This is a genomic window from Corynebacterium sp. HMSC077D03 (genome assembly GCF_001808545.1).
In the GTDB taxonomy this organism is placed as follows: domain Bacteria; phylum Actinomycetota; class Actinomycetes; order Mycobacteriales; family Mycobacteriaceae; genus Corynebacterium; species Corynebacterium simulans.
This window is the reverse complement of record NZ_KV793658.1, coordinates 13,254-31,310: the sequence shown is the minus strand read 5'-3', so window position 1 is coordinate 31,310 and position 18,057 is coordinate 13,254. Positions and strand designations below refer to the sequence as shown.

6 protein-coding genes and 1 pseudogene are annotated in these 18,057 nt (G+C 55.7%); all 7 read left to right on the top strand.

Translation table 11 applies throughout. The features are described 5' to 3' along the window. Positions 1-400 precede the first annotated feature (400 nt). Positions 401-619, top strand: a pseudogene (locus tag HMPREF2888_RS13245) (NAD-dependent epimerase/dehydratase family protein); the annotation flags it as partial. A gap of 291 nt (positions 620-910) precedes the next feature. Then, positions 911-1,510 carry a hypothetical protein gene (locus HMPREF2888_RS13040; RefSeq protein ID WP_235591245.1) on the top strand — a complete coding sequence of 200 codons (600 nt, stop codon included), beginning with the start codon at positions 911-913 and terminating at the stop codon, positions 1,508-1,510. A gap of 42 nt (positions 1,511-1,552) precedes the next feature. Then, positions 1,553-2,698: a Gfo/Idh/MocA family oxidoreductase gene (locus tag HMPREF2888_RS01735; RefSeq protein WP_014303371.1), complete on the top strand. Its 1,146-nt coding sequence runs from the start codon at positions 1,553-1,555 to the stop codon at positions 2,696-2,698. After that, positions 2,680-8,214: a non-ribosomal peptide synthetase gene (locus HMPREF2888_RS01730; RefSeq protein WP_061926059.1), complete on the top strand. Its 5,535-nt coding sequence runs from the start codon at positions 2,680-2,682 to the stop codon at positions 8,212-8,214. Before HMPREF2888_RS01735 ends, HMPREF2888_RS01730 begins: the two co-directional genes overlap by 19 nt. Next, positions 8,207-8,815, top strand: a complete 609-nt coding sequence (locus HMPREF2888_RS01725) for a VOC family protein (RefSeq protein ID WP_062037230.1) — start codon at positions 8,207-8,209, stop codon at positions 8,813-8,815. The genes HMPREF2888_RS01730 and HMPREF2888_RS01725 overlap by 8 nt, the downstream gene beginning before the upstream one ends. Further along, positions 8,812-10,443, top strand: coding sequence for an AMP-binding protein (locus HMPREF2888_RS01720; protein WP_070518104.1), 1,632 nt, complete (start codon positions 8,812-8,814; stop codon positions 10,441-10,443). The genes HMPREF2888_RS01725 and HMPREF2888_RS01720 overlap by 4 nt, the downstream gene beginning before the upstream one ends. Positions 10,444-10,455: 12 nt before the next feature. Continuing rightward, entirely contained in the window at positions 10,456-18,027 is a 7,572-nt protein-coding gene (locus HMPREF2888_RS01715; protein WP_070455854.1) for a non-ribosomal peptide synthetase, read from the top strand. The last annotated feature ends 30 nt before the right edge of the window (positions 18,028-18,057 follow it).

Genomic DNA, 18,057 nt, shown 5'->3' with positions numbered 1-18,057 from the left:
CAGGTGTCCACCACATGGGGGTCAGGTCCCCACCACCACCGCTGTCGCATCCTCTGTGGCGTAGAAAACCAAGAAAAACAGCCTCTACGAAACCCGGAGCTTGATACCTGCACAAGTTCATGGTCAGGGCCCTAGGTGGCTGGATGGACTGTGTGATAACGACCATCTTGCACCGTCTAGGGCCTCTTGCTATGCCACGACACCACCAAAACACCCCCTGCCTATCCTTTTGACCCGGCCCAACGACCCCTACCCCCAGCCAGGTAGCTATGTTGCTACGCACTCTAGATTGGGAAGAGCCGTTTTACCCTCTATCTATTGCAACTCATTGCCGCGCAGGGTAGCCTAACCTAAACAGGCCCTATTTGGCGTTATGTGCTCGCTAAGAAAAGGACATTGAGTGGTTCGCACAGGAGAGACGGCAAGAGTGGGGGTTCTCGGTTCGCATGGCGAAGTAGGCCGCCAAGTAGCCGCACTGTTGCGCGCTAGCGGACATATGGTGAACTGCGGGAATCGGTCTCACCACACATCAGATGAGCGCACCGCTATCGTTGACGCTCACGACGAGGAATCTGTCAACAAATTTTCCCGTGACCTTGATGTCGTCGTCAACTGCGCCGGACCGTCATGTCTTCTCAAGACCTCAGTAGCGTCGGCACTACCAGACTCAGTGGGCTATATAGACCCGTTCGGAGCCAACTCATTCGACAACTATCCCACCAACCGTCCGTGCGTGGTCAACGCCGGCGCTACCCCCGGTCTCAGCGGTCTATTACTACGCCACCTGGCGGGCCTAATCGACGACTGTCAATCGGTAACTCTCTGCACTGGTGGACGCGACCGGGGCGGGCTGTCGGGTCTGGTCGATGTGGTGCTAAGTACCCACAACTCCTACGGACATCCTGGGAAGATGATTGTCGACGGCGACCTCGTGGCTTACCAACCTGGGAGCATCCACGCTGAAGATCTGGAACCTTTCCCAAGCGATGACGGACTCATAGCAAGCCCGTTCGTCACCAACGAGCTACGCAAGATGGCCCAAGATTTCTCTATTCCGCGCCTCATAGGGGTCACGGCCATACCGGACCGGGACACCCAGCAGTTACTTTTACGTGCGCTCTCACAAACCGACATATCAGACCCAACCACGCTCATGAATTTGTGCGCAGACATAGCTGCAGCGAAGACCAAACTCGATGCCGGAAAGAACCACTGGTTTGCCATCCAAGCCACTGTCCACGGCACCCTACGGGGCCGCCCTGTTCGCGTCTCAGGCAGTGTCCACGCACCGGACTCCACCTTCATCACCGCTCTTTTTGTTGCGGAAGCGACAAAAAGCGTTATCCGCGACGAACTACTAACCGGGCCGAAATGGGGCTATGAGCTGCCGGCCCCTCAAACTGTCCTCTCGTCACTGGCCTCTTACAACGTCGACATTAAAATCGTCGGCCCTACAGCAACTACCGACGCACCTCAATGGAGTGATGACGACGATGCAGGCTTCATTTAAAAACCCCGGTATTTCGGCTCAGAACCTAGAAAGGCCCGTCGCATGAACACTGTACGCGTCGTCGTATGCGGCACAACATTTGGCCGTATATACATCAACGGGATAAAAAAGCTTGCGGATAAATTTTCGCTGGTAGCAATCCTATCTCAGGGCAGCGAACAGTCGCGCCGGCTGGCAGAGCAGCTAGGCGTACCTCTGTGTACCAAGATCGAAGATCTCCCCGCTTTTGATCTTGCCTGTGTGGTGGTCAGATCTAGCGTCGTTGGCGGTTCCGGCACGCAGCTCGCCCTAGAGTTTTTAAGCCGTGGCAAGCATGTAGTGATGGAGCACCCGATCCACAAGAAAGACTCTGTAGATTGCTACCGGATGGCAGCGAAAAATAACGTGCAGTTCAAGCTCAACACCTTCTACCGCTGGAATCCAACCATATCCCGGTACTTGGAAATCGCAACAACACTAACCAGGCAGTTCAAAATCATCCACATAGACGCCGAATGTAGCATTCACTTTCTATTCTCAACGCTCGATATCATCGGAAGGATTACCGGCGGTTTTACCCCATGGAGCTTTGATGACGACACCCAAGTTACCGGAATATTCACTACGCTCACCGGTTCGATACGCAAAACCCCGCTCTGCTTGCGCGTGGTTAATCACAACGACCCAGAAAAGCCAGACGATTTCGCTCACGTGGGGCATCGAATAACTGTTTTCACGCACGCCGGAAATCTGGTGCTCACCGAGACTGACGGAACCATCATCTGGCACCCAAACACCCCAATCCCACGAGATCAAGCTGGCTTGCTAAGCACTGCTGCCGATGATCGTTTGAGCACTCTACAGTTGCATGAGAATCTCCTTATCGAGCCGTGCGTTACCCGTGTCGCCCTCTACGACCATACCTGGCCTGCAGGCATTGCGGAGTTTCTGAACGAAGTATATGACAAGTTGGCGTGCTCCAAGAACGAAGCGCAAGAAGCCGAATACCTCCTGGCATTGTGCGCAGTCTGGGCGCGCACCGGACAATTACTGGGTCCCACATGTACCGTCCAAGCAGCTATGCATGCCGAACCACTCAGTCTCGAGAGTCTGATGTGGCCGCTGGGGGAGTCTCATACCTCCCCCATTGAGCGAAACAACCCCAACCACCGGAACACAGGAGAGATAACATGGATGTCACAGCGCTGATTAACGACCTTGAATCCCGCGGTATAGCGCTATGGGTGAACGGCGATCGACTCAACTACCGTTCACCCAAGGGTTCCTTGCGCGAGGAAGACCTCGCGGCCTTAAGGTCAAATAAGGAAAAGGTTTTGGCATGGTTGCGTGAGCGGGAGGCCGTTCCGCATGATGAGCAAGCACGGTTCGCCCCCTTCCCCATGACCGATATTCAGCGCGCATACGCAACCGGTCAGAACGAAGGCTATGATCTGGGTGGCACCGGGTGCCACAGCTACGCCGAAATACGAACGGAACGCCTTGATCGCAGCCGCCTTGAACAGGCCTGGCACGAACTCATCCAGCGCCATGACATGCTCTCTGCAGTGGTCGTTCCACCGGATTCGCTGCAGGTGGTTAAATCTCGCAGTTTGCCGGTGCTACAAGCTGTAGACCTCGCGGGCCACAACCCAGATGTCCCGGACGCCGAGTATCTTCGTCACCGCGCAAAATTGGAAAACCGTAGCTACCCGTTGGGCACCTGGCCACTGCACGAATTCCAGCTTTTGCAATTTGACGAATGCAGCATCCTACAGTTTTCGGTGGACATGATCATCGCCGACTTTGTAAGCGTGAGGGTGATGGTCGAGGAACTTCTAACTCTCTACGCAGGTAACGTTCTACCGGAACTAGAGGACACCACGTTTCGGGATATAATCACCTCCCGTAACCACCACAGCCAGAGTGCCGCTGGCTTCGCTGCACGCACCAATGCAAAAAAGTACTGGTCCGAGATCATCCCCTCGTTGTCCGGCAAACCCTTACTGCCGACGCTGACCTCAGCCGATCGCACATCCGAAATGCCGGTGCGTTTCACCCGGCGTACCTGGCGATGCTCGCCAGCAGCATGGTCAAAGCTCACCGACGCAGCAAGCACTCACGGCGTCACTCCTTCGGCGACGCTACTTACCGCCTACGCCGATGTACTGCGCCGTTGGTCCTCCACAAGTGACTTTTGCGTCAATGTCACTTCGATGAACCGAGATTCTGCCATTGCCGGAATCAACCGTATTATCGGAGACTTTACCGAGATGACCCTACATGCTTGCCATCCGCACACTGGAACCTTTAGTGAGCGCGTGCACGCAACCCAGGAGCAGCTATCCGAAGAGCTATCACACGCTGCGTATTCCGGGGTTGACGTGTTGCGCGATATAGCCCGCACTACCGGGCAGCCCGCGGTAATCCCGGTAGTATTCACCAGCGCGTTGGGTGCAGACACACCGCACAACAATGGTCCGGCCTACAACCTTGTCTCCGGCGTAAGCCGAACGCCGCAGGTATGGATTGACTGTCAGGCATTCCAGGACGGAGGCTCTTGCAACGTCAACTGGGACGTGCGAGAGGACGTCTTTGAACCGGCGTTGATCGACGACATGTGGGAGTCATTTACCGACCTACTCGATCGCCTGGTCGACGACGGTTCGGCGTGGCAGGAAACTGATTCAGTCCACTTGCCCGATAAGACGATCGCCATCCGTAACCGCATTCACAAAACCCACGTACAGCAGACCACCCGATGCCTCCACGACGGGTTTTGGGATAACGTCCAGCAGCACCCACACCAGCCAGCGCTGGTGTGTGGCGGAAAAACCTACAGCTACCAACATCTGGCTGGCTACGTCGGGGCATTACAGCATGAGCTCTCTGATGTCGGTCCCGGAGATTACATTGCCATCGTCCTAGGTAACGGAGTATGGCAAATAGCTGCCGCTGTTGCCGTGGTATCAACTGGTGCAGCCTACGTGCCGATCGATCACGAGCAACCCGCAATCCGCCAACGTTCAATGATAGAAGCGTGTCGTCCTGCCAACGTCATCACTAATTCTCATTTCTCCGAAGAAAATACCGATATCTCCAACATCAACGTCGATACTCTCAGCCCGATACAGTACAGTGGCACCATAGCCTCACCGGTTTCCCCCACCGAAACCGCCTACATCATCTTCACCTCAGGCAGCACCGGAATTCCAAAAGGTGTTGTCGTTACGCACTCGGCTGCAATGAACACCATAGATAGCGTGAACAATCTCCTCGGCCGAAATAAAAGACGCACGGTATTGGGGGTATCGAAGTTATCCTTTGACTTATCCGTGTATGACATCTTCGGTACCTTCGCAAGCGGTGGCACTTTGGTCCTGCCGTTAGACGAGGAATCGCGAAACCCCAGCAAATGGATCGATTTCCTTGTTGATAACAACGTCGATACCTGGAACTCTGTTCCTGCACTGTTCCAAATGCTTGTGCGAGAGGTAGAGGTGACCCGTCACCCGAACATCCTCAGCCTAGACCTGGTTATGCTGTCCGGAGACAGGATCCCGGGCACTCTCCCAGCGCATGCTGCACCCCACTTCCCTAATGCTGAACTCATCAGCCTCGGCGGCGCCACGGAGGGCGGAATATGGTCGATTTTCCACCCGATGACCTGTCACACAAATGAAACTAGCATACCATATGGTACCGCGTTACCCAACCAAGGAATGTGGGTGCTCGACGAGGCCTGCAATGAGTGTCCGGACTGGGTGCGAGGGCAAATCCATATTTCCGGGGAAAGCCTAGCCACCGGTTACCTCAACGATCCAACCTCCACAGCAGAGAAATTTTTCTTTTCCGAAAAGCATGGCACACGTATGTACGCTACCGGGGATATAGGAAGCTACCGCCCAGACGGCGTAATCGAGTTTCACGGCCGTCGGGACAATCAACTAAAAATCAACGGCTATCGAGTGGAAACCGGCGAGATAGAAGGAGTCCTCGAATCCAACGACTTCGTCGAACGCGCTATAGTACTCACCCAGGAAACCAGTGACCCAATTAAACTACATGCTTTCGTCACTGATGCACAGAGCGACAAAGATGAGCTCAAGGATGCTGGGCAAATCAGAAACTCGGAGCTCCGTACAATGCTTGAGCAGCGCTGGACACCTGCAGATACGAGCCTTGACACGGGAATATTTGCCACATGGATGCGGCTGGGAAACGAAGCCGCGATGGCTGCTTTGCTCGCGGCTTTCCAACAAGCCGGTGTTTTCCTCGTTGCAGGAAAATACCACACTCTTACGGAAATCACCGCGGCGATCCATCCCTCCGAAGAGTATCGCGAACTCATAACCCGTTGGCTCAATATTCTGACTGGAGAAGGCTTAGCCACTAAGGATGATGAGGGTTGGACTGTCAGCCAACAGACCCTGGACTTCTTCGTGTTCGGAGAGGCCTGGGATCAGTTCGGCAACATGGAAGCGGAAATCAATAACAGTAAGGAATTATTCAATTACCAACGGCACGCAGCTGAGGCGCTTCTTTCCCAGTTGCGCGGAGAGATCAGTCCCACCGAGGTGTTCTTCCCGGAGGGAGATACCCATAACGCCCGCACCATTTACGGCGAAAACCGCATTAGCAAGGCGATGAATGCTGCGGCCGCAGAGGCAGTGATCGGCATTGCCGAGCACCACGCTGATCATCCGGTAAGGATCCTCGAGGTCGGCGCTGGCATAGGTGCTACGACGGAAAAAATTGTTAGCCGACTCCCCGAGAACGTAATCGAATACCGCTTCACCGATATTTCGACATTCTTCCTACATAAAGCCCAAAAAATGTTCGCGCATTGTGATGCCATGACCTATGGCCTGTTTGATATGAACTCAGACTGCACATCGCAAGATGTAGAGTTCGGCGGTTACGACATCATTTTGTGCGCCAACGTACTGCATAATTCAGTAAATATCGAGGAGTCATTCACCCGCTTAAAGCAGCTGCGCCGCCCCGGGGGCGTGATCGTCATAGTAGAGCCGATCACTGAACTCTACGCAGCCCTTATCTCGGTGTCCATCAAGATGAATCTGGTTGATTTCACGGACCACCGTGCGGAATCACACAAGGTGTTCATCGAGGACGCGCAGTGGGATCAGGTCTTCAGGGATACCCAGATGCACCGCATCGCGGAGTACCCAAACACTAGTGACCCGTTGCGCGAATGCGGGCAACGACTCATCATCGTTGGTGCCGATGACGACGATGTCCCCACGCTCAACAGTGAAGACATTCTGGGCTACCTGCGTGCTCACCTACCGGGTTACATGGTTCCGGCTTCCGTCAATGTACTACCGGAATTGCCGTTAACCTCAAATGGCAAGGTAGACCGCAAGGCCCTAGCGCAACTCTGCTTAGAACCGGTGGGAAGCCCCAACAACCGGATCGATCCTCCACGCAACGAAACGGAAGAGCAGATAGCGACTATCTGGCGCGATGTCCTCGACACCACGGAGGTTGGGCGCAATGATGACTTCTATGCGCTTGGGGGTGACTCACTGCTCATGGCCGAAACGGTAACCCGGCTCCGCCAAGAAATACCTGGCCTACAGCAGCACACGTGGGACGCCCTTATGCGTGGCGTACTCAAGGTGCCAACCATCGCAGGCATTTCCGCGCTAGCACAGGCTGCAGGAAGTAGCTGTCAACCCGAAGCATTAAAAGCCGTTAATTCTGCTAATCATACCTCCCCTGAACTGACTGCTCTGTCTACTGTAGCCAGTGGCTCTCCAACTGGGTCTTCAAATCTGCATGTATACCGATTGCCGAAGGACGCAATGTTCTGCCGCGTGATGATCCACGCTGGCACTGGCCGCCTGAAGGACTACGAGTTCTTGATGCCCGAACTGCTTCAACGCCAGCCAGAGATTGCCCACGTTGGTTTTACCGCTGGTGACGCAGATCGATTCCTGGACTACACAACCCGTACGCTGATCAGGGATCTGGCCCAGAGCTACGCCCAGGAACTTGATGAGTTGGATATGGAATCTTATCAGTTGGTCGGCTACTGCATTGGCGGTATGTTAGCGCTGGAGACCGCGAAGGCGCTCACCGAACTCGGCCGCGACGTGCGCCAGGTAACTTGCATCAGCACCCACCAGTGCCCGCACCGGGTCACTAATGAACTGCTGTGTGAGCTCGCCTATGGGTGCATTTTCAACGCTGACCTAAGTGCAATGGGGGCGAACTTCGACCTCAAAACCCTCGCAGCAGCCCTGGAGCACACCCTTGATGGCATCAACCGCAATATCAGTGACGAAGAACTGTGTACCCTTGAAGGCCCATACGCAGATATCGGGGAATTCTTCCAAAAGATGGCGGTGTTGAGTCCCAGGGCGCGCCGCAAACTCATCTACCGAAGCATCCGTGAATTCGACACAGACTCCGAGTCCACTCGCGGGATGCTGGACATCCTATACGATGTCTTCCGGCATTCGTTACTCGGAACCATCGACTACGTCCCCGATGTCTATTTCGGTGATGTAGTCGTACTGCAGCCTACCGAAGGTGTAACTGGTTTTTACCCGAGCCTAGGCGGAGACATCGATTGGCCAGCGACCGTGCTCGGCAACCTGCAGATACATGCCGTGGCCGGTTCTCATGCCACCTGCCTGCTACAGGAGAACGTACCCTCACTACTTCCGTTCTTCACGGAGAGGGAACAACGAAATGGCTAATGTGGGACACATTATCTATAAAGCAGACGACCTAGAGAACTCAATTAATTACTTCCGTTCGCGCGGCTTTGACGTTGAACCAGGACAACAGAAAAACGCTGCAAGCGCGCTTATTTATTTCTGCGAGGGTCCCTACCTGGAGATACGAGAGCGAGCCGACGTACCACCGTTTTTCCGCCAACTTTTACACCTTACTGGCAATGGAAAATTCGTCGACTCCTATGACAGATTCTCCACCATGTCACAGGGGTACTCACGGGTGGTACTGGAGGCGCAGCGCAAGGAATTTGACCACATAAAGGAGATTTTTGATTCTCATCAAACCAAGAGCCTGACAATCCCGTTCTCCCGCAAGGATCCCGCTGGCAGACGGCTCGCCTGCTGGTGTCTGTCACCCGACGACTGGGCGATCCCGCTTTTCGTGACCCCCTTTGCCATTGATACCCATCGCAGCACCCCGCATCCTAACGGGATTACCCACATAACCGACATCGATTTTGCGGCCAGTGAGAAGACATTAAGCATTTGTAAGCACGTTGGTGTCGACGGCGGCCTCACCTGCCGTTCCGGCACAGGCACGATTGATTTGGAGTTTGCATGAGAGGGCGCGATATCGACCGCAACAGTGTGTTGAAGCATTACGAAGGCACCGGCCACCTGGCCCGAAAAAGCCTGTGCCAGGAACTGTTCGAATCATCCGAGATTTATTCGGACCATGTAGCTGTCATCGCTGACGACGCACACCTGACCTACGCACAACTCGAGCAATCACTTTGTGTGTTCACCGAGGAGCTACGAGAAAGCGGCCTCTCGCCAGGAGACCACGTGCTACTGCAACTGCCAAACACCGCAGCGTATGTGGTGACTCTGCTTGCGCTGATGCGCGTGGGTGCTATCCCAACCCTGCTGCTTCCCGCGCATAGAGAGGCCGAAGTTGCAGCGTTGTGTGAGTCTTTACACCCAGTTGCTTATATCGGTGGCCGCGACCATCTCGGTTTTGACACCGTAGCCATGGTAGAGGCTATGGGACCCGGCGAGCTCGGACTCAAAGAACTGTGGGCCGATAACGGACCCACGCACGACAAGGAGTCCTCGTACCGAGTTCTGCCAGGTCTCTTCACTGCCCCGATTTCTACCAAATGTTCTCCGCCTACTAAGTGGCCGGATCCACGCAGCGTTGCGCTGAATCTTTTGTCTGGCGGAACCACGAACATGCCAAAAATAATTCCCCGGGTACATGAGGCGTATGCATATAACACCCGTGCGGCGGCACAGTGCTGCGGCGTCGGGCCAGATACGGTATACTTGGCGGTTCTATCTACCTCTCATGATTTCGCCTTAGCTCAGCCCGGGATTCTGGGCACCTTGCTTTCGGGCGGCACTGTGGTTCTGTGCACCAGCGCAGCCTTCGATGAGGCGTTTCCGGCCATTGCGACCCACGGGGTCACGCTGACTGCACTAGTTCCTGCGGTAGCCCAGGTGTGGGTGGAGGCCGCAGAGTGGTTTCCCGCAGATTTCTCTTCCTTGGAGCGAATTATCATTGGCGCAGCGGCGCTTAACGACGGCTTAGGTGAGGCAATACAGGATCGTTTCGGTGTGCGTATCCACCAGGGTTATGGCATGGGTGAAGGCATCACTACGTTCACGCGTATTGATGACCCTCCAGCGGTGATTCTTGGCACGCAAGGTCGTCCCATCTCTGATGCTGACGAGTTGGTAATCGATGGCCCGGGAGGCGAGCCGGGAGAGATACTAGAAAAGGGCCCTTATACTTTCTTCGGCTACAAAGGAAACCGCGATACCCCGGACTGTTTCACCGAGGATGGTTTCTTCCGCACCGGTGACCGTGGCTACCTTACCGAGGACGGCAACCTGGTGCTGTGCGGGCGCGTGGTTGAACAGATCAATCGCCTGGGCGAAAACGTCTCCCCTTCTGAGGTCGAGACACTCTTGTCTGGAACTCCAGGCATTAGTGCTGCAGCCGTCTTCCCAATGCCAGATAGAGCACTGGGAGAGCGCACCGTTGCAGCCATCGTCGCCCAACCAGGCGTTAACCGCTCCGCCATTCTGGATGATTTCCTCACCCGAGGCGTAGCCCGATACAAGGTGCCGGACCAGGTGATCACTGTCGACGAAATTCCACTGATCAACATCGGCAAGGTCGACAAGAAAAAGCTGCGTGCTCTCGCGGCAGCGCAATTTACTGACCGTGAATCCGAACAAAGCTGAGAGGACAAGACCATGATCAAAGAGGAACAAATTCGCGAAGAACTCCTCGCCTCGCTCCACCAGATCCTCGGCGAAGATGCCGAAATCGGCATCGACGACAACCTGCTCTCCCACGGCCTGGAGTCACTTCCAACAGTCCGTCTGCTCGCTGATTGGATGAAACAGGGACACCGCGTCTCCTTTGGAGATTTCATGCGCGCCCCAACGGTAAGGCAGTGGGCGAAGATGCTTGTAGAATCCACACCAAACCACAGCACTGACGCCATTGAGTCCCCCAAAGATGGGTTTGCCGCTCCCATCGACGATTCCGTACCCTTTGACCTCACAGATGTCCAATACGCCTATTGGATTGGCCGCAATTCCTCGCAGCAACTGGGCGGGGTGGGCACCCACGGCTACGTAGAGGTCGAATCCCGCAGTATCAATATCGACCGATTGCAACAAAGCTGGCTGACGCTGCTACGTTCCCACCCGATGTTGCGCGCCTGCTACACCGAAGATGGCAAGCAATATGTGCTGCCAGAGCCGCCCCACCCCACCATCCTCGTTCATGACCTCACCAAGATGGACGAGTCCACGCGCGAAGAAGCTCTGCTATCCACGCGCGAACGCCTTTCGCACCGACTGTTGGACATAGCTACCGGCCATGTGGTATCTTTAGAAGTCAGCCTCCTCCCTCAGGATGTAGCAGTTATTCACTTCGATATCGACCTGCTTGTGTGCGATGTGCAGAGTTTCCAAATTATCTTGCACGACCTCGCCCACCATTACGCCACCGGTGAAGCCCCCGACGCCGACCCGTCGTGGAGTTTCGCTCGCTACCTCGCTGGACACGCTCGCGAAGGCGTCGCCGATATCGACCGTGACCAGGCATACTGGCGCAATCGCCTCTCCGAGTTGCCGGGTGCCCCAACCTTGCCGATGAGCCACGGCACCAACGAGGAACAAGCACACCGGTTTGTACGCCGCAGTCGATCATTCGATTCGGCAACTTGGTCGCGCTTGCGTGAGGTGTGTGAACACCACGCTACTACCCCAGCAATGGTGTTGCTGACCGCCTACGCCCGCACCATCGGCCAATGGAGCGAGAATAAAAAATTCCTCATGGCCGTACCTCTGTTCAACCGCGGTTCAGACACAGCGATAAAGAATGTCGTCGCAGACTTTACCGCCCTGACACTCACCAGTATCGATCAGTCCACACGCCGCACTTTCAGCGAGGACCTCAAGGATATACAGGCCTCTTTCTATGAGGATTCGTCACATTCACAGTATTCGGCGGTGCGGGTGCTGCGAGACCTACGTGCTTCCAGAGGTGAGCAAGTTTTGGCTCCCGTGGTGTTCTCCTGCAACCTGGGAGACCCACTGGTTGGCCAAGAGTTTATAGATACCTTCGGAGAGATTAGCTACATGATCTCCCAGACCCCCCAGGTGTGGATTGACCTCCAAGTCTTCACCACCGTCAACGGCTTCCTAATCGTCTGCGACGCAGTTGAACAGTTGTTCCCCGAGAAGATGCTGGACGATCTCTTCGCCACCCTAGTGATGGAGATTGACAAGGCAATCACCGACGATCTCTCGCATTCAGACCCGGTAGAGAGCCCAGGAGCGCAGGCCCGTCGAGCGTCACGTGCCGAAGTTGCCTCTTGGCGGCTGCCTGACACCACCCTTGTCGATGAGGTGATTGCCGCTGCACGGTGCCACCCCCAGGCCACGGCCATTCGCAGTGCAAGCGGCGACGTTATTACCTACCAAGATTTGGAAGAGCAAGCCACCACCATCGCCTCTGCTTTGGTGAATTCCGGGGTTGAGCGAGGCGCTTTGATTGCAGTGATGGTGGAGCGTGGTCCTCGCCAGATTATTGGTGCGCTAGCCGCGATGATGGCGGGCGGAGCATATGTACCGGTGAGTCTACAGCAACCGGAATCTCGTATTGCCGCTCTCTTGGGGGCAAGCCAAGTAACGCATCTGATTACTGACCGACCCGATAAGGTTCTGAGCGAAACTGCAGTTCAGGTAGTAGATTTCACGAGCGCTACCGGCACAGCCAATCTTCCGCAGCTGCATCCACAAGACCCAGCCTATGTAATCTACACCTCTGGGACCACTGGAACACCAAAAGGAGTCGAGATTTGCCACGGTGCTGCATGGAACACCATTAGCGAGATCAACCGTCGCCTGGGCGTTGGTCCGACAGACCGCCTACTAAGCGTATCTTCCTTTGATTTCGATCTCTCGGTGTACGACGCCTTCGGGCTCCTTTCTGCTGGCGGCGAACTGGTAACCATCCCAGATGATGCGCGCCGCGACGCCAAGAAGTGGGTATCGCTGGTGGATAGTTTAGGCATAACTATCTGGAATTCGGTGCCTACTTTGTTTGAGATGCTTTTATCTGCGGCTGATCGGACACCGGGCAAGCTCAGCAGCATACGCCATGTTCTGCTATCTGGCGACTGGATTGATACCAGCCTGCCTGAGCGCATGCGCACGGTTACCCCGCAGGCACACCTATTAGCTATGGGCGGTGCGACGGAGGCATCTATCTGGTCCAATGGTCTCGACCTCGATGTAGTGTCACCCGAGTGGACCTCAATTCCCTATGGTCGGCCGCTTGCCAAACAGATGTACCGGGTGGTGTCCAGCAATGGCCAGGACTGTCCCGATTATTCTGTGGGGGAGCTGTGGATTGGCGGCCTGGGCGTAGCTACACAATATGTCGGCGACCCCGGACTCACCGAAACTAAGTTCGTAATCTCGGAGGACTCACGTTGGTACCGCACAGGCGATATGGGCCGGTTCTGGGCCGATGGGACGATCGAGTTTTTAGGCCGCTCGGATAACCAAGTCAAAGTTCGTGGCCACCGCATCGAACTCGGCGAGATCGAGTCCGCGTGTGAAGCGTTGCTGCCAATAGAGCGTGCCGTGTGTATCACGCACCAAGGTGCATCATCGTCACCATCTTTGGTTACGTTTGCTCAGTTCACACCGTCACATGTTGCCCGAACTACTCCGGAGCAGTTTGCGACGTCATTGCGCGCCAAAGTCAACGACGTGCTGACCGAGGGCGACATCCGCACGTCCGTCGAGCACGATGAGCATTTACAGACCGCATATGCCTTCTCAGTGATGCGACGCTGGGAGGAGCAACTCACCGGCGTGGGGACCCCAAACCACCTCCGCGAACACCGTAATCGCTGGCAGACATGGCTAGGCAAAGCAGATGAACACCCGGCTACCGCAGACTTGCTTCTAGACGACGAGTCGTTCGGCGCGTTAGAGCGTTTTGTCACCCCCTTCGAGCAAGCCTTCGTAATGGCGGAGAAGCAGCGCAGTATCGCTGAGTTCATCCAAAGCCCAGATTCGATGTCGGTGGAGCAATTCCTCGCAACCCGTCCGTTGGGTCGGTTGGTTCACCGGGTCCTCGGCGCGGTTGTGCGTGAATGCAGTACCCACTCAACCAGCGAGCTCAAGATTCTTGAGATCGGGTCACGCCGGCCCGAGGCCTCTGCGGACTACGCGGCTATCGCGGGGACGAGCGCATACGTGCTCGCTGATCCCTATCGTCATCACCTCGAACATGCCGGACAACGTGTTGGTAACACCTTCACGTACCGCCAGCTCGGAGTCACTAGCACGCCCCAACCGACTCCTGGGGAGGCAGTGACGAAGGCGGACTTGGTGCTGTGCAACCAGACGCTGCACCAGAGCGAGGACATCGAGAAAACGCTCTGTGAGGCCTGGGGCCTCAGCGCCCCTGGAGCAACGATGGTGGTGGTAGAGCCCACTGCCCCCTCCCCGATGTCCGATATCACCGCCGCATTTATTGCCAACAATACCACGGACGCTCGGGCCGAAACCGGTACAGTACTACTCAGCGCCCGCAGCTGGAAAGAAATCCTGCAGCGCACTGGGTGGAAACCTGTAGAGCATGTAGAGATCACTAAAACGACGGCGCTTATCATCGCCGAACGCGCTAGTTCCAACGAATCGGTCACACTATGCGATTCTGACTATGCCAAGGCTACAAACCTACTGGCCACCCGCCTTCCGGAGTACATGCTACCGAAACGCATCCTGGAGCTAGCGAAGTTTCCACTCACCAGCAACGGCAAGATTGACCGCAAAGCGCTCACAGCATTAGTGCCGGAATACTTCGACAACGAGCCCGCTGTCACCGAACTTCCGCACACCGCCACCGAGAAACGGCTCATCGATATCTGGGATGAGCTGCTGCACACCAGCTCCAACGTGAACTCAGACTACTTTCGCTTGGGTGGTGACTCTCTCACAGCAACACGCCTGCGCCGTACCATCGAACAGTGTTTTGGCGTGGAATTTCCGTTAGAGAATATCTTTGACGTTCCGTTGCTGCGCGACATGGCCGCCCGAATTGACCAGATAGCCGAAGTCCCCCACCAGCAATCGGATCTTCCCAAGATTGTTCACGGGTCTGAACAGTACGCTCCGTTCCCGCTGACTGAGGTGCAGCAGTCCTATCTCATCGGCAGCTCTGGAGCCATCGAACTCGGCGACGTTTCCAGCCACTGTTACTTTGAAATGTCCACTGCCTGCCTAGACCCGGAGCGAGTGGAAGACGCGTTCAATGCCCTGATTAAACGCCATCCCATGCTGCGCACCGTCGTGTGTGAGGACGGATTGAGTCAGCGTGTGTTGCCCGAAGTACCACGCTACCGCATTGCCCTCATTCGCTCCGGCAACGCCGACAATGAGGATACTCTCGATGAAATCCGAGAGGAAATGTCCCGCCAGAAGTTTGATCCCACTCAGTGGCCATGCTTTGACGTGCGCTACGTAGCCGAGCCCGACGCGGGTCGACTGCTTTTAAGTTTCGATAACTTGTTTATCGACGGCTGGAGCATGTTCCACATTTTCCGTGAGTGGAAGCAGGCCTACGACCACGGCGTAGACAGTCTCGATCCGGCAATCCCCTATTCATTTAAAGACTATGTCGAAGCCACGATTGAACTGTCACACAGCGACATCCATAAGCGTGACCAAGCCTATTGGGAATCGGCAGTGGATACTATTTATCCTGCACCGCAGTTGCCGGTGACCGACACAAACGGCGCTAATACCTCGCAGTTTTGCCGCCACCACGCCCTGGTGGACGCTGCGAAGTGGCGCCGGATTAAGCAACGGGTACGTGAGGAGGGGATGACCGAAGCCGTATTCCTAGCCGAGGTATACGCCGAAGTCCTAGCGAGGTACAGCGATGAGCCGCGACTTAGCATCAACCTGACCCGATTCGACCGCACTCGGTTCGCCCCCGAGGTTGACCACATAGTTGGCGACTTCACCAGCCTATCTATTCTCAGCGTGGATACCCAGTGTGCACCATCGTTCCGGGACCGCGCTGCAGCGCTACACAGGCGCATGTTCAGCAATCTCGATCACGGCAGTGTCTCCGGCGTGTCGGTGCAGCGAATGCTTACTAAGCAACGCGGTGCTCGGGTAACCATGCCGGTGGTCTTCACGTGTGGCCTGGGCGTCGTGGAGCACCCCGAGTCAGATCAGAGTCCTTACCTGGGCGTAATCGATCATGGCCTATCGCAGACGCCACAGGTATGGATGGACCTCCAGGTCTATGAACACGATGGTGGCCTGATGCTGAATATGGACGCGGTCGAGGCGATCTTCCCCGACGACATGGTGGCGGAGCTTTTCACCAGCCTTACAGCCACTCTCTCGCACCTCGCAGAGTCCCCTGAACTCTGGAACGCGCCCACCAGTACCATAGCTCCGACGACCAACGCGCCCACCGCAGATCGAATCAACGACACAGACCGGGAACTCCCCGGAGCGGATAAGAGCCTACTGGGGCTGTATCAGAAGGGACTTGCCGAGCATGGTGACAACCTCGCGGTGATAGACGCCACCACGCAATGGACATACGAGCAACTCAATGAGCAGTCGGATAAGTGGGCCCAGCTTATTGCTGCAACTGACCCGGCGCCTGGTGATCTCGTTGGCATCATGATGGAAAAGTCCGCACAACAGATCGCAGCGGTACTAGGCGCAATGAAGGCCGGATGCGCCTACTTGCCGCTGAGCGTGGACCAACCGGTGGGGCGTAACACTTCCATCATCAACGATGCGGGTGCATCCATTGTTGCGATGGACCATCCGGACGATGATTTCGCTGCGTTAGCCGAGCACTGCACAGTCATCACTCTGGCCGATGTCGCCCGGCATCGGCCAGGTGACCAGGCCTTAAGCGAATCGAGTCCGACACCCAGCTCGCTTGCGTACGTCATCTACACGTCTGGTACGACGGGCACTCCCAAAGGAGTAGCCATCACCCACGAGTCGGCGGTCAATACGATTGTCGATGTCAACGAACGCCTCGGGGTGACTCCGACCGACCGGATATTGGGGATTTCAGAGCTAAACTTCGATCTATCGGTATACGACATCTTCGGGATGTTCGCGCGGGGTGCTACCTTGGTGTTGCCATCTCCAGCAGACAAACGTGATCCGCAGTGCTGGGCAGATGCCGTAACTACGCACTCGGTGACGCTGTGGAACTCTGTGCCAGCACTTTTTTCGATGTACGTGGAACACCTCCGCGAACGGAGCCTCATTGGTTCCTCCGTACGGTCGGCACTACTCAGCGGAGATTGGATACCTGTAAATATCGCTTACCAGGTCAGCACCCTCTTCCGGGACTGCACAGTTTTCGCTGCTGGGGGTGCTACCGAGGCATCGATATGGTCAAACTGGTACGAGGTAGGCGTCGATGATGCCTCGCGTACCAGCATTCCCTATGGAACGCCGCTGGCAAATCAGCGAATGTACATCCTCGATGAGGCCCTGAACCCCCGACCCACGCATGTGCCGGGAGACCTTTACATTGCCGGACGTGGCCTGGCCATGGGGTACTGGAAGGACCCAGAGAAGACCGCAGCATCATTCATCACCCACCCCCGCACCGGCGAACGAATGTACCGCACGGGCGACAAGGCCCTCTACAATCACCTTGGTCACATCATCTTCCTGGGGCGCGAGGACGGTCAGGTTAAGGTCAACGGCTACCGCATCGAACTCGGTGAGATCGAGTCAACAGCACGAAAATTCAACGAACTCCGCGATTGCGTCGCTGTCAACGACCATGGCATTGTTCTCTACGTTGTTACGCATGAGGGCTTTAACATGGCAGCACTCAATAACCACCTCGCCGAGTCTCTCCCTGCCTATATGCGTCCACGCGTGATATCACGCATTGATGGGCTACCACGGTCTTGGAACGGCAAGATTGATCGCAAGAGTTTAGAAGGAAAAACCTTTGAACAACCACAAACAAGGGAACGCTCTCGTAATCACCGAGATTCGGGTATCATTACCATCTTGCAAGAACTCCTCGGGCCCAAGGAGATCAGCATCGACGATGACTTCTTCACCATCGGTGCCGACTCGCTCACGGCCGTGCGGCTTACTAACTCGATTCGTCGAGAAATGTCAGTAGAGATCTCCATACGTGACGTATTCAACCATCCAACGGTCCGAGAATTGTCCGACCTGATCGCCAACATCGTCGGCAGCGACGTAGAAGAAGGCGAAATTTAGAGTTCATGCCACACCTGTTTCACTCACCTG